We start from the raw sequence: 13,871 nt of genomic DNA, 5'->3' as shown, positions 1-13,871 counted from the left end.
AATAGAGGAGTGAGATATCATGCAATTCGCAATGGGGAAGAAAAAAGCAATTATGACCGCTCTGTGCAGTATGGCATTTCTTATTGCGCCTTACGGCATGACGCCGGCAGGGGCTGCGCCGGCTGTGACAGCTGGGAAAACCCAAATCACAGCGGCAGCACCCGAAAACGCTGTATCGGCTTCGGATGTGAAAGAGGCAGGTAAGCCGGATACGGCAGCATCTGCAGCAGATGAGGCGGCAGAAGTAAAGACGTCTGAAGGAAAAGAGGCACAGGAAGAAAAAGAAACAAAGACAGAAGAGAAAGATAAGGCCGGCAGCAAGCCAGCTGCTGTTTTGCCGGCGGCGAAAGCTTCTCTTGACGATGCTTTTGACCATCTGTCGGAAGTGAAGAACGGGACTTATGATATGGACCTTGCCACATCGGCTCCGGCGGGCAGTGCCAACATGGCCAGCCATATTACCTTTGTGTCCGAGCCGTATACGCGCGCCAAGGGCAGCATGAATATCACCTTTATCCTGCCGGGGGCGCCGGCTTTTGAGCGTGAGATTTCCTATTATATCCGCGAGACGGAGAAAGCCACTGCTTTTTATTGCAAGCTCGGGCATGGCGAATGGGAAAAATCCATTACGCCGCGCAAGGCAAATGATAAGAAGGTCAACGATTTCTGGTCTGCAGCCTTTACGAATGGCTTTATGGACCTCGCTAAGGATGTGCAGTTTGGCGTCAAAGACGGCAGCTGCCAGACTTATCTGGTGACGGTCGACGGCAAGGCCTTTGGCAAACTGCTGCAGGAGCAGCTGCTGCCCATGAGCAAGGATGAGAATATGAAGAAGACGACGGAGGAAATCTGCCGCAGTCTGCCGGACTTCACTTATACGGTCACGATTGATACCGAAAAGAACCTGCTGACCGATGTTCATGCCAATCTGACCGAGCCCATCCGCAAGGCTGCTTCTATCATCGTCAAACGGCGCGATATGCCGCGTTCGGAACGCGATAAGATGCTGAAGGAAATCCGTGAGAGCACGGTTGACCTGCATCTGCAGGGCAGGGACTTCAATGCCCTGGAGGATGTGCAAGTTCCAGCCGAGATTCTGGCCAATGCCAAGGCAACTGAACTGCCGCTGGCGGGCTGATGCGAAAAATAAAATACTTTGCGGGGGAACCTTGTGTTGAGAAGGCAAAAGCCTGACCCTTAGAACCTGTTGTGTTAATACCAGCGTAGGGAGCAAATTGAGATGCTTAAGAAGGCCCGCCAACAGGCGGGCTTTTTGTCATGATGATGAAAAATATAAAGATTGTTTTCAGGAGGCGTTTGGATTGAAGCAGAGAGAAGAAATAGACGAAAAGAAAATGAAAGAGACAATGGAATCGATTCGGGGAAAAATCAGGGAGACCGTACAGCGTACCAAGGAAGACTGTCCGCTCGTGCCGTCTGTCACGAACACGGTGACCATCAATCTCGTAGCCAATGCCCAGCTCGCGGCCGGAGGTTCGGCCGCCATGGTCTATCTGCCGGATGAAGGGGAGGGCATGGCAGCAGCTGGCTCTGCGTTTTACATCAATATGGGCACGTTGATGCCATTTTATGCCGAAACACTGCCGCGCACGGCAAGAGCTCTGCGCGCGCATAAGAAGCCGTGGGTTCTCGACCCTGTGGGCATTGGCATCGGCAGCCTCAGAGAGGGCCTTTTGCAGTGTTTCCGCGCCCTGCCGCCTGCCATTGTGCGCGGCAATGCCTCGGAAATCATCGCTCTCGCAAATCTTTGGGGCCTCGTAGAGAACCTGCAGAAAGCCGGCGTGCGCGGCGTCGATGCGACGGACAGCGTCAAATCGGCGCGGCCGGCGGCGGAAGCACTGGCATCGTTCATTCATGGGGCAGTGGCGGTTTCCGGTGAGCAGGACCTTGTGACGGACGGGCAGACGACTGTCATGAGTGAAGGCGGCTCGGAGTTCTTCACGAAAATCACGGGAGCGGGCTGCTCCTTAGGCGGTGTTGCCGCTGTTTATGCAGCCGAAGCATCGCCGTTCATCGCGGCGCTGACAGCTGTGCAGGCATATAATCTCGCAGGCCGCAGGGCAGAAGAGCAGGCAGCCGGCCCAGGCACTTTTGAAAAATACTTCCTCGATGCGCTTTATCAGGCGAAACCCGAGGAGATTGCGGGAAATCCGTTTCATATGGTTTGAGACGGGAAGACTATTATAATAGGAAAGAAGGATCTTCATGAATACATTGATTGCCGTGGCCATTGCGCCCTGCGGCACAGGCGAAGAAATGTCTGCTTATGTCGGCGAAGTCGTGCGCGTCATCCGCGAGTCGGGACTTTCGAACCGCACGAATTCGATGTTTACGGAAATCGAGGGCGAATGGGACGAGGTCATGGACGTCGTCAAACGCGCGACGATGGTCCTCGCGGATAAGGGCATCCGCACGGAAGTCGTGCTCAAGGCCGATATCCGGCCGGGCTATACCGACATGATGCATGGCAAGCTCGAGCGTCTGGAAAAGAAAATTAAAGAAGAAAATAAAGAGGATGAAGCAAAATGAATATGCGTGAAAAACTCGATATCTCGGCCTATTTTGTCGTGGGGCCTGAGAATACACTGGGACGTCCTGTCAAGGATGTCATACGGGCGGCGGTGGAAAATGGCTTTACCTGCCTGCAGATCCGTTCAAAAGTAGCTTCGGCCCGGGAGCTTATCGCTCTTTGCGGCGAAGCTGCCGCGGTCTTGAAGGACTTGGGCAGGGAGAAGGAAGTGGTCCTCCTCGTCGATGACCGCCTTGACGTCGTGCTCGCCGCACGCGACGCAGGCATCAAGGTTGACGGCATTCACGTCGGCCAGAGTGACATCCCTGTTTCAGTCTGCCGCAAACTGCTTGGCCCGGACTCTGTTGTCGGACTTTCAGCGCGCACGCATGAACTTCTCGATTATGTCCGTCATGCCGATACGAAAGACATTGACTATTTTGGCGCAGGCCCCTTGCATGAGACGCCGACAAAGAAAGACTGCGGCCGCGACCTTGACGGCCATATCATCACGCGCAGCTTCGAAGAACTCACAAAACTGCATGAAATCAGCCCTGTGCCGGTCGTCGTCGGCGGCGGTGTCAAAGCCAAAGACCTGCCGGAGCTCAAGAAAACCGGTGTGGATGGCTTTTTCGTCGTCAGCGCCGTGACAGGTGCAAAGGACCCCGCAGCCGCGGCAAAAGAGCTTGTCTCCGTCTGGCAGAAGTCGCCTCGGGCCTGAGACGTTTTTGCCCCTTCTTTCTTCCGTGTATCTATGGTAAAATAGAGGCAGATACAGGAAGATACGAAGCGATAGAAGAAGGGAGGCGCGTTTATGCGTCTGATTGTCGGCATAACAGGGGCGAGCGGCGTCATCATGGGGTATGCGCTTTTAAAGGCGCTGCATGAGCTGCCCGAAGTGGAGACACATCTTGTCATCACGAAGGGGGCGGCCGTGACTTTTCCTTATGAAACGGACGTCAGTCTCGAGGAAATCAGGGCACTTGCCGATGTTGTGCACGACAACGCGAATCTGGCAGCGTCAATCTCGAGCGGCTCTTATGAGACGGACGGCATGATCATCATTCCCTGCAGCATGAAGACGGTGGCCGGTATTGTCAGCGGTTACACGGACGATCTTTTGCTGAGGGCGGCGGATGTCTGCCTCAAGGAAGGCCGGAAAGTCGTCATCGTGCCGCGCGAGATGCCAATGAGCCGCATCCATCTGCGCAATATCAAGGAAGCAGCCGATTACGGCTGCGTCGTTGTGCCGCCCGTCTTGACTTTTTACAATGGTGCGGACACCGTTGAGAAGCAGATTCAGCATATCATCGGCAAGATTCTGCTACAATTCCATATCCGTTATCGTGATTTTGTCCCCTGGCAGGGGGATGAGGCCTGAGTCTTAGGAGATTCGGGCCTTTTTCTTGTTTGAGGAGGCGGCCAGAAAAAATTTTTTAAAATAAAGTCAAAAAGTCAGAAAAAGTATTTGACTTTTTGACTTTAATGGTTATAATAGGAAATAGAAACGGAAAAGTTTCAGAATACACAACGAAATTAAGAGCGATTATGGAGGATAAGATTATGGGACAAGAAAAATATACAGCGAAGACGCTGGCGGCCCTGCAATCCGCTCAGCAGATCGCAGCAATGAAATACCATCAGGAAATCACGTCGGCCCATGTGCTTTTAGCCTTGGCCAAGGAACCTGAGGGGCTGCTCGCCACGATTTTTGAAGAATGCCAGACGGATATGCCGATGCTCAAGGCAAGACTTGAACAGGAACTCGCGAAAATCCCGAGCGTCAAAGGCACGGACCGTCTCGGCATGGGGATGGATATGGTCCGCGTACTCGGCCGTGCCGAGGAATACGCCAAATCCATGAAAGATGATTATGTTTCGACAGAGCATCTGCTTTTGGCCCTTGTCACGGATGGCAGCTCTGAAGTGCAGGACATCTGCCGTCAGTTCCATCTGACGAAGTCGGCCATTCAGGCATCCATTCGCAAGAACCGCAAGCAGAATGTCACAACGGATAATCCGGAAGAAGGTTATAAATCCCTTGAGAAATTTGGCCGCGATTTGACGGCAGCTGCACGTGCCGGCAAACTCGACCCGGTCATTGGCCGTGATGAGGAAATCCGCCGTACGATTGAGATTCTTTCCCGCCGTACGAAGAACAATCCGGTGCTCATCGGCGAACCTGGTGTCGGCAAGACGGCCATTGTCGAAGGCCTTGCCCGCCGCATCGTGGCTGGCGATGTGCCGGAATCCCTGAAAAATAAGACGTTGTTCTCTCTTGACATGGGTTCCCTGATTGCCGGCGCGAAATACCGCGGCGAATTCGAGGAACGCTTGAAGAGCGTCCTCAACGAGATTGCGAAATCCGATGGCCAGATTCTGCTGTTCATCGATGAACTGCATACGGTCGTCGGTGCCGGTGCTACGGAAGGTGCCATGGATGCCGGCAACCTCCTGAAACCGATGCTGGCCCGCGGCGAGCTGCGCTGCATTGGTGCCACGACGCTCAATGAGTACCGCAAATACATCGAGAAGGATACAGCCCTTGAACGCCGCTTCCAGCCGGTCATGGTCGGTGAGCCGAGTGTCGAGGATACGATTTCCATCCTGCGCGGCCTGAAGGAGCGCTATGAAGTTCATCATGGCGTGCGCATCCGCGATGCCGCACTCGTGGCAGCTGCTACCCTTTCGGACCGCTACATTTCCGACCGCTTCCTGCCGGATAAGGCCATCGACCTCGTCGATGAGGCCGCCGCAAAGCTGCGCACCGAGATTGAATCGATGCCGCAGCCGCTCGATGAAATCCGCCGCAAAATCATGCAGCTCGAGATTGAAGAGCAGGCACTGAAGAAGGAAACGGATGAAGCTTCGCAGGAGAAGCTCAAGAAGATCACGAAGGAAAAAGAGAAACTCCAGAAAGAGGAGAATGAGCTCAAGACACAGTGGGAGACGGAAAAGAACGCCATCCTGCGCGTCCGTGCCATCAAGAAAGAGATTGACGGCGTGAACAGCGAGATGGAAGCGGCCGAACGCGCGTATGACCTCAACCGCATGTCCGAACTCAAATACGGCAAACTGCCGGAGCTGCAGAAGAAACTCAAGGAAGAGGAAGCCATCATCGCGGCGAAATCCAAGGACAGCCGCCTCTTGAAAGAGGAAGTCGGCGAAGAGGATATCGCACAGGTCGTCAGCCGCTGGACGGGCATTCCGGTCACCAAGATGCTGACGGGCGAACGCGAGAAACTGTTGCACCTTGAAGATGTGCTGCATGCGCGTGTCGTCGGACAGGACGAAGCCGTCAAGGCTGTCAGCGAAGCTATCCTGCGTGCCCGTGCCGGCATCAAGGACCCGAACCGTCCGATTGGTTCGTTCATCTTCCTCGGCCCGACGGGCGTCGGCAAGACCGAGCTCGCCAAGACCCTCGCAGAAGCTCTCTTTGATGATGAACGCAGCATGATCCGCATTGATATGTCGGAGTACATGGAGAAACACAGCGTCTCGCGTCTCATCGGTGCGCCTCCGGGCTATGTCGGCTACGATGAAGGCGGTCAGCTCACGGAAGCTGTACGCCGCCGTCCGTACAGCGTCATCCTGCTCGATGAAATCGAGAAGGCCCACCGCGACGTCTTCAACGTCCTCCTGCAGATTCTCGACGATGGCCGCCTGACCGATGGCAAGGGCCGTGTGGTCAACTTCAAGAACACGGTCATCATCATGACGTCGAACCTCGGCTCGCATGAAATCCTTAACAAGAGCTACGAAGAGGCCAAAGGCGCGGTCAAGGAAATCCTCAAGGATTACTTCCGTCCGGAATTCCTGAACCGTGTTGATGACATCATCGTCTTCAAGGCTCTGAAGAAGGAACAGGTCAAGAATATTGCGGCCATCATGCTCAAGAGCCTCAGCGACCGCCTTGAGAAACAGATCAAGATTTCGCTGAAATGGACGGATGAAGCCCTTACGGCACTTGCTGACAAGGGCTTTGACCCGAACTTCGGCGCAAGACCGCTGCGCCGCTTGCTTACGCACACGGTTGAGACCTCGCTTTCGAAGGAAATTATCCGCGGCGATGTACGCGAAGGCGATGTTGTCGAAATCGGCTATAACGGCAGCGAGTTTACCTTCACGACCATGCCGAGGGTTAAAAAAGACGACGAAGAATAATTTTCCCCAATCATAATTTAGACATTGCTTTTACTGCCTGACCCCCTCAGACAGAAAAATCCCCGGGAACCGCAAGGCTCTCGGGGATTTTGTTTTGTGGCGGATATATGCCGTATGGAATTATGGTGCCGGTACAAATTTTGCGAGGATCGTATGGCCGTTCTTGACGAGGCTGCGGCTCAAGGCATCGAGCGGCGCAAAGATTGGCGCGTATTCGAGGCGCAGCTGGAAACGGCGGAACTGGTGGGAATTGCAGCCAAAAATTGGCACGCGGTCGAGCATGTAGGGATTCTCGGATGCGGAGGCAAGGCCGTAATGGACGGTGAACGCTGCGCGGTAGCCGGCTTCCTTCGTCATGCGCAAAAGCTCCTCGTCATAGGAGCCGCACGGATAGGCGATGAAATTGATGGGCTTATTCAGGCGCCATTCGAGCGCTTTCTTGGAATCCGCGAGCTGGTGCATGACCTGGTCATCAGGGAGTTTGTCGAGTTCCGGATGCGACAGCGTGTGGCTCTCGAAATCAATGATGCCGCTCTGCTGCATCTCGTCAACCTGCGCCCAGGTCATGTAGTTCGGATACGTGCCGATGAAATCGGAAATCAGGAAAATCGTACCTTTGAGACCGTATTTCTCAAGGATCGGATAAGCATTCTTGTAATTATCGACATAGCCGTCATCGAAGGTCAGGATGACAGGTTTGGAAGGCAGCGGCGTGCCGTTTTCAAAAGCATCCATCATTTCTTCGGGCGTGATCGTATGATAGCCGTTGTCGACGAGGTATTTCATCTGCTGGTCGAATTCGTCTGTGTGAACAGTCAGGGAATTTTCGTCGCGGTCGTTGATTTGGTGATAGTTGAGTACAGGGACGGTGCCTGCTGCCGCGTGCATGCGGTACGCACAGACGCCAAATACTACTAAGATGAGGAGGAACAGGAGAAGCAGGATTCGTTTGATCCAGGTAATCATCAGGACACATCCTTTTCTTGCACAATAGTGGTTCGGGCTAAGCAGGCTGAAAGGAGCCTGTTTTTACATATACAGCTAAGTATATAACAAGCAGAAAACGAGGTCAAGGAAGGAGATTGAGAAAGAAAGGGTTTTACAAATCCTCAAATCGTCTTATAATGATATAGGTGTGTTATGCTTAGGAAATGGCGGCGATAAGCCGTTCATTCTATAGAATAAAGGAGTATACAGTCGTATGACGAGAAATGATTTGTGCTGGTGTGGCAGCGGCAAGAAGTACAAGAAGTGCCACGAAGATTTTGATGAACGCATCTCGGAGATGAAATTTGACATTTTCCGCGGTCAGGTGCGTCCGCCAAAAAATATCATCAATAATGAAAAGGATATCGCAGGGGTGCGTGCGGCCGGTGTCATCAATGACGGCGCCCTCGACCTCATGACCGAAATGGTCCGTCCCGGCATTGATACGGCAACGCTCGACCAGGCAGCTGCAGATTACATCCGTGAGCGCGGCGGCATTCCGGCCTGCCTCAATTATGAAGGCTTCCCGAAGAATGTCTGCATCTCGATTAACGAGGTCGTCTGCCACGGCATTCCGTCGAAGAAGACCATTCTCAAAGAAGGGGATATCGTCAACATCGATATCACGACGATTCTCAACGGCTATTACGCTGATGCTTCGCGCATGTACATCGTTGGCAAGACGACGCCGGAAGCCGAAAAGCTCGTGCGCGTCGCCCGTGAATGCATGGAACTTGGCATCGAGGCCATCCGTCCGTGGCATTTCCTTGGTGATATCGGCGCAGCCTGTGAAGCACATGCACATGAAAACGGCTATTCCGTTGTCACGGACCTCGGCGGCCATGGTGTCGGCAAGGATTTCCACCTTGAGCCGTTTGTGCCGCACGTCGGTGAGAAAGATACGGGCATGCTGCTCGTACCGGGTATGATCCTGACGGTTGAGCCGATGATCAATGAAGGTACGTACAAGGTCGTCGTCGACCGCGGGGACGGCTGGACGGTCCGCACGAAGGACGGCAAGCTCTCAGCTCAGTGGGAGAAGACGGTCCTCATTACGGAGACGGGTACGGAAGTACTCTCTTCCTGATGCAGATGATGATAAAGACAGGAAAAGGATAAATTATGACAACATTTCAGGACCTCGGTATCCGCGATGCCCTTTGTGCTGCCCTGCGCGGCCATGGCATCAAGGAAGCTACGCCGGTACAGGAAAAAGCCATTCCGGTTGTGCGCGCAGGACATGACTGCATCGTTCAGGCGCAGACTGGCACGGGCAAGACGCTGGCCTTTCTGCTGCCCATCATGGAGAAGATCAAACAGCAGGCAGAAGTCACGCAGGCTCTTGTCATCACGCCGACGCGCGAGCTGGCTATTCAGATTGCAAAAGTCGCGCAGACACTCGGTGCTGCTGTCGATGTTTCCTCGCTCGTCATCTTTGGCGGGCAGGATATCGAGCGTCAGAAACAGAAGCTTCGCCGCCATCCACAGCTCATCATCGGCACGCCGGGCAGGCTCCTCGACCATCTGCGCCGCCAGACCATCGACCTTTCGCAGGTCAACAAGGTTGTACTCGATGAAGCCGATGAGATGATGCGCCTTGGTTTCATTGAAGACGTGGAAACACTTCTTCAGGCGACAGCTGCCGACCGTCAGCTCATGCTGTTTTCGGCCACGATGCCGGCGCGCATCAAGGCACTTGCCACGCGTTATATGCAGAAGCCGCAGAATATTGAAGTCAAATCAGAGCATGTGACGCTCGATGCCATTGAGCAGGTCATCATCGATACGACGGAAGAGACGAAGATTGACAAGCTCTGCGAGCTTATCAATCAGGAGCAGCCGTATCTGGCGATGGTTTTCTGCCATACGAAACAGCGTGCCCACATGGTCACGATGGCTCTTGCGGCACGCGGATATCTCGTTGATGAACTCCACGGCGACCTTTCCCAGGTCCAGCGCACGCTGGTCCTCAAGCGTTTTCGCAAGGCGGAACTGCAGATCCTCTGCGCGACGGATATCGCGGCGCGCGGCCTCGACATCGAGGGCGTGACGCATGTCTTCAACTACGATATCCCGCACGATGCGGAAAGTTACATTCACCGCATTGGCCGCACGGGCCGCGCAGGTGAAAAGGGCAAAGCCATCACCTTTGTCAACGCGCGTCAGTACGATCTTTTACGCCGCATCGAGGGCGGCATCAAGGACCGCATCCGCAAGCAGCGCTCGGAACGCGGACGCCGCCACAAGGAGAAGCAGGAGAAAATTTTAAAGGAAATCCGCGAGAAGTGTGAGGAGAAAAAGGCCAAGCGCAAACCGCTCTCCAAATATGCCAACCGCAAGGGGGCATCGCATAAAGGACGCAACGACCGCAGCCGCCGCCAGAAAACGCATGGCACAAAGACGAATTTTGGTCATCGCGGCAGAAACGGCTTTTCCGGCAGGAAATAAGCGGAATCTATTTTATAGAAGAAAGATTCCCGTCTTTAGCAAAGGACGGGGATCTTTTTTATTTTTTGCAAATAATTGTCAAAAATTTGTAAAAACAATAGAATTCAAGCAGGAATTTGCCGGAAAAGGACGAATAGATGTACTGTAATCAAAATTGAAATCCATATTGGCATCGTGAAATCATCATGACTTGCTTGGATTATCGTACTCTATTGTACTAAGGAGGAATTTCCATGATCGGCATTAAGAAAGTTATCGCAATCGTCTGTGGCGGCGGTCCGGCTCCTGGCATCAACAGTGTCATTTCCGGCATCACGAATGAAGCGACGCGCCATGGCTGGGATGTGCTCGGCATTTATGATGGCTTTTCGAGACTCGCGCGCGGCGAGAAAAATTACGTCCGCCTTGAGCCGAAAGACATCAGCCATATCCATATGGCGGGCGGCTGCATCCTGAAGATGAGCCGTTTCAACCCGACAAAGAAGGAATCGGACCTGCGCACGGTCGTGGAAACCCTGACGGAGCTCGGCGTCACGCACCTCGTAACCATTGGCGGTGATGATACGGCCTACAGCTCGGCAGCTGTTTCCGAAGAAGCGCGTAAGATGGGCCGCACCATCAACGTCGTGCATGTGCCGAAGACCATCGACAACGACTTGCCGCTGCCTGAGGGCATTCCAACTTTCGGCTTTGAGACGGCCCGTGCCTTTGCAACGACAGAGATTGAGAATCTCATGGAAGATGCGCGCACGACGAACAACCGCTGGTACTTCACGATTGCCATGGGCCGTACGGCAGGCCACTTAGCCCTTGGCATGGGCCGCAGTGCCGGTGCTGCCATCACAATCATCCCAGAAGAATTCCCGCAGGAGAAAATTCCTCTGCAGCAGCTCGTCGATATCCTCACGGGTTCCATCGTCAAACGCTACCTGACGGGCAAGAATTACGGCGTGGCCGTCATCGCCGAGGGCGTCATCGAGAAAATCATTCCAGAAGACTTCAAAAAGCTTGGTGAGGTCGTCACGGATGAACACGGCCATATCCGCTACAGTGAGCTCGACTTTGGCGAAATCCTCAAACAGGCCGTTCTTGCCGAGACGAAGAAAATCGGTATTAAGCTCTCCATCATCGATAAGGAAATCGGCTATGAGCTGCGCTGCACGGCGCCGATTCCGTACGATATCGACTACGCGCGTTCGCTCGGCTATGCAGCTGTCCGCTTCCTCATGAGCGGCGACAGCGGTGCTCTCATTTCCATCCAAAACAACGAAGCCGTGCCGATGCGCTTTGAGGACATCAAGGACCCGGCAACGGGCAAGACGCGTGTGCGCAAGGTCAACATCAAGTCCGTACAGTACCGCATTGCCCGCGGTTCGATGATGCGTATGGAGAAAGAGGATATTGAAGACCCGGGGCTTGCCAATGCCTTTCGCATGACGCCGGAAGAGTTCAAGGCACGCTATGCATATCTCTTCGATGAACATGCCAAAGCACCGGAAGAGCCAAAGGCCGATGCAGCCAAAGGCGATAAGAAAGCCTGATACAGGAGTTAGGACACTCTCGTGCAGAGAATATAAAAAATAAATAAGAAGAAAAGCCGGACGTAAAATTTTTGCGCCCGGCTTTTTTATGCCCGGCAGCCGTTTTGGCCATAAATTCTGCGAAACAGGAAAAAAATAAAAAATTCCTGTTGACATCTCTCTAATAAGGCTCTATAATAATATCTTGTCAGCCGGAAGTAATACGGCGATGCAAAACATCGCGGGATGGAGCAGTCGGTAGCTCGTCGGGCTCATAACCCGAAGGTCACAGGTTCAAGTCCTGTTCCCGCAACCAATTTGATAATCCGCATATTTATATAGAAGACAGTTTATCTGTTTTATCGCGGGGTGGAGCAGTCGGTAGCTCGTCGGGCTCATAACCCGAAGGTCACAGGTTCAAGTCCTGTCCCCGCAACCAAGAATAGATTGCTGATATAGCTCAGTCGGTAGAGCGTATCCTTGGTAAGGATAAGGTCACCAGTTCAATCCTGGTTATCAGCTCCATTCATACATGGCGGCATAGCTCAGTTGGCTAGAGCATGCGGTTCATACCCGCAGTGTCCGGAGTTCAAATCTCTGTGCCGCCACCAAATCATCAAATAACCCCTGATGCAGGGGTTTTATTTATGTCATAGGGCAGAGCGGCAGGACGTGAAAAAAGATTTTTCTTTTGTCAAGGATTTTTTATTGACAGCGCCCGCTGATTGTGCTAAATTGTATTAGTGACATTATGAAAAAGTCAACTTTCGCAACGTAAGGGGTGTAATAAAGGATGCGCAACAATATCACGTTGGAGTGCACGGAGTGCCACAGCCGCAACTACCGCACGAACAAGAATAAGAAGAACAACCCGGATCGTCTGGAGTTCAATAAGTACTGCAAGTTCTGCAAGAAGCACACGCTGCATAAGGAAACGAAGTAAGGACACGTTGTCAGTACGAACGGGGATGTGAAGTGATTGTGAAGAAGTTCCTGGGCGAAGTAGTCGCAGAGATGAAAAAAGTATCCTGGTCCACTAAGAAGGAGCTCGTCAATTATACCATTGTCGTCGGCATCGCAGTCGCAGTGGTCTGCGCCTTGATCTGGATTTGCGATACGATCTTCGCGAGATTGTTCCACATCATTTTAAGGTAAGCTGGGTGAGATAAGCATGGCAGATAAAGACGAGATGGACCTCAAGAAGGATAATCCTGGCAGAGCCTGGTATGTAATCCATACGTATTCGGGCTATGAGAACAAGGTAAAGGCTAATCTTGAACGCCTGATCCACACGGCCAACATGGGCGACATGATCTTCAATGTGGTTGTACCGGTTGAGGATGAGGTCGAGATCAAAGACGGCAAGAAGAAAGTCGTTCCGAGAAAGGTCTTCCCTGGATATGTGCTCGTCGACATGATTGTCGATGAACATTCCTGGTACGTTGTGCGCAACACCACCGGTGTTACCGGTTTCGTCGGCTCTGAGAAGCATCCGATACCGCTTACCGATGCTGAGGCAAAACGTATTCTGAAATCCATGGGCGAAGAAGAACAGCATAAACCCGAGCTCGATGTCGCAGTCGGGGATGTCGTTCGCATCAATTCCGGTGTCTTCGAAAACTACACGGGCACGGTTTCCGAAATCGATGAGGAAAAAGCGCGCCTGAAGGTCATCGTCGAAGAGACGCCGATTGATCTTGGTTTCGATCAGGTCGAAAAGCTTTGAGCGGAACCACCAAGTATCATTTTTAGGAGGTGAAAATAACAATGGCTAAGAAAGTTTCTAAAATCGTAAAGCTTCAGGTTATGGCTGGCAAAGCTAATCCGGCTCCTCCGGTAGGTCCTGCACTGGGCCAGGCTGGTGTCAACATCATGGGCTTTTGTAAGGAATTCAACGAGAGAACCAAAGCACAGGCTGGTCTGACGATTCCAGTTGTCATCACGGTTTTTGAGGATAGATCCTTCACGTTCATCACGAAGACTCCGCCGGCTGCTGTCCTTCTGAAGAAGGCTGCTGGTCTTGAAAAGGCTTCTGGTGAGCCGAACAAGAACAAGGTCGCAAAGCTGCCGCGTGCAAAGGCACAGGAAATCGCTGAGAGCAAGATGAAAGATCTGAACGCTGGCGATATCGAGGCTGCTACCCGCATGATCGAGGGTACGGCTCGCAGCATGGGTATCGAGATCGTCGACTAATCCCGACTGTCTCAATCCTTCCTCCCGTG

14 protein-coding genes, 4 tRNA genes and 1 riboswitch are annotated in these 13,871 nt (G+C 53.0%); of the genes, 17 read left to right on the top strand and 1 reads right to left on the bottom strand.

The genetic code is table 11. The features are described from left to right. Positions 1 to 19 precede the first annotated feature (19 nt). The 6 genes from ACI4OH_RS04205 (at position 20) to clpB (ending at position 6,694) form a co-directional block, all read left to right on the top strand. Positions 20 to 1,138, top strand: a complete 1,119-nt coding sequence (locus ACI4OH_RS04205) for a hypothetical protein (RefSeq protein WP_435721276.1) — start codon at positions 20 to 22, stop codon at positions 1,136 to 1,138. Between the two features lie 12 nt (positions 1,139 to 1,150). Continuing rightward, positions 1,151 to 1,247, top strand: a riboswitch (TPP riboswitch). 75 nt (positions 1,248 to 1,322) lie between these two features. After that, positions 1,323 to 2,189, top strand: coding sequence for a hydroxyethylthiazole kinase (thiM, locus tag ACI4OH_RS04200; RefSeq protein ID WP_439784232.1), 867 nt, complete (start codon positions 1,323 to 1,325; stop codon positions 2,187 to 2,189). A gap of 37 nt (positions 2,190 to 2,226) precedes the next feature. Further along, a complete protein-coding gene (locus ACI4OH_RS04195; RefSeq protein WP_432647047.1) occupies positions 2,227 to 2,550 on the top strand; it encodes an MTH1187 family thiamine-binding protein in 324 nt (107 codons plus the stop codon). After that, the gene (locus ACI4OH_RS04190; RefSeq protein WP_435721278.1) at positions 2,547 to 3,251 is read left to right on the top strand and encodes a thiamine phosphate synthase; all 705 of its coding nucleotides are present in this window, start codon (positions 2,547 to 2,549) and stop codon (positions 3,249 to 3,251) included. The genes ACI4OH_RS04195 and ACI4OH_RS04190 overlap by 4 nt, the downstream gene beginning before the upstream one ends. Positions 3,252 to 3,344: 93 nt before the next feature. Further along, a complete protein-coding gene (locus ACI4OH_RS04185; protein ID WP_432647049.1) occupies positions 3,345 to 3,911 on the top strand; it encodes a UbiX family flavin prenyltransferase in 567 nt (188 codons plus the stop codon). A gap of 182 nt (positions 3,912 to 4,093) precedes the next feature. After that, entirely contained in the window at positions 4,094 to 6,694 is a 2,601-nt protein-coding gene (clpB, locus tag ACI4OH_RS04180; protein ID WP_432647050.1) for an ATP-dependent chaperone ClpB, read from the top strand. Positions 6,695 to 6,814: 120 nt separating this feature from the next. Here clpB and ACI4OH_RS04175 read toward each other — a convergent pair whose 3' ends face one another. Beyond that, positions 6,815 to 7,660, bottom strand: a complete 846-nt coding sequence (locus ACI4OH_RS04175; RefSeq protein WP_435721279.1) for a polysaccharide deacetylase family protein — start codon at positions 7,658 to 7,660, stop codon at positions 6,815 to 6,817. A 235-nt stretch (positions 7,661 to 7,895) separates the two neighbouring features. On the opposite strand from ACI4OH_RS04175, the gene map reads away from it, so the two are divergent. From map to rplK, 11 genes are all read left to right on the top strand, one after another. Further along, entirely contained in the window at positions 7,896 to 8,768 is an 873-nt protein-coding gene (map, locus tag ACI4OH_RS04170; protein WP_295635516.1) for a type I methionyl aminopeptidase, read from the top strand. A gap of 35 nt (positions 8,769 to 8,803) precedes the next feature. Beyond that, positions 8,804 to 10,129, top strand: a complete 1,326-nt coding sequence (locus tag ACI4OH_RS04165; protein ID WP_439784231.1) for a DEAD/DEAH box helicase — start codon at positions 8,804 to 8,806, stop codon at positions 10,127 to 10,129. A 233-nt stretch (positions 10,130 to 10,362) separates the two neighbouring features. Beyond that, positions 10,363 to 11,670 (top strand): diphosphate--fructose-6-phosphate 1-phosphotransferase, encoded by a 1,308-nt coding sequence (gene pfp / locus ACI4OH_RS04160; protein ID WP_432647053.1) that lies wholly within the window; start codon positions 10,363 to 10,365, stop codon positions 11,668 to 11,670. 219 nt (positions 11,671 to 11,889) lie between these two features. Continuing rightward, positions 11,890 to 11,965 (top strand) — tRNA-Met (locus ACI4OH_RS04155). A 47-nt stretch (positions 11,966 to 12,012) separates the two neighbouring features. Beyond that, positions 12,013 to 12,088, top strand: a tRNA-Met gene (locus ACI4OH_RS04150). A 10-nt stretch (positions 12,089 to 12,098) separates the two neighbouring features. Next, positions 12,099 to 12,174, top strand: a tRNA-Thr gene (locus ACI4OH_RS04145). A 9-nt stretch (positions 12,175 to 12,183) separates the two neighbouring features. Next, positions 12,184 to 12,260: transfer RNA gene (locus ACI4OH_RS04140), tRNA-Met, on the top strand. Between the two features lie 182 nt (positions 12,261 to 12,442). Further along, positions 12,443 to 12,592: a 50S ribosomal protein L33 gene (rpmG, locus tag ACI4OH_RS04135; RefSeq protein ID WP_075431109.1), complete on the top strand. Its 150-nt coding sequence runs from the start codon at positions 12,443 to 12,445 to the stop codon at positions 12,590 to 12,592. A 32-nt stretch (positions 12,593 to 12,624) separates the two neighbouring features. Next, positions 12,625 to 12,804, top strand: coding sequence for a preprotein translocase subunit SecE (gene secE / locus ACI4OH_RS04130; RefSeq protein WP_432646933.1), 180 nt, complete (start codon positions 12,625 to 12,627; stop codon positions 12,802 to 12,804). Between the two features lie 16 nt (positions 12,805 to 12,820). Next, positions 12,821 to 13,375, top strand: coding sequence for a transcription termination/antitermination protein NusG (nusG, locus tag ACI4OH_RS04125; protein WP_432646932.1), 555 nt, complete (start codon positions 12,821 to 12,823; stop codon positions 13,373 to 13,375). Positions 13,376 to 13,416: 41 nt separating this feature from the next. Further along, positions 13,417 to 13,842, top strand: coding sequence for a 50S ribosomal protein L11 (gene rplK / locus ACI4OH_RS04120; RefSeq protein ID WP_005839123.1), 426 nt, complete (start codon positions 13,417 to 13,419; stop codon positions 13,840 to 13,842). Positions 13,843 to 13,871 lie beyond the last annotated feature (29 nt).

This window comes from Mitsuokella apri (assembly GCF_051886055.1).
Classification (GTDB): domain Bacteria; phylum Bacillota; class Negativicutes; order Selenomonadales; family Selenomonadaceae; genus Mitsuokella.
This window is presented reverse-complemented; position numbering and strand designations above follow the sequence as displayed.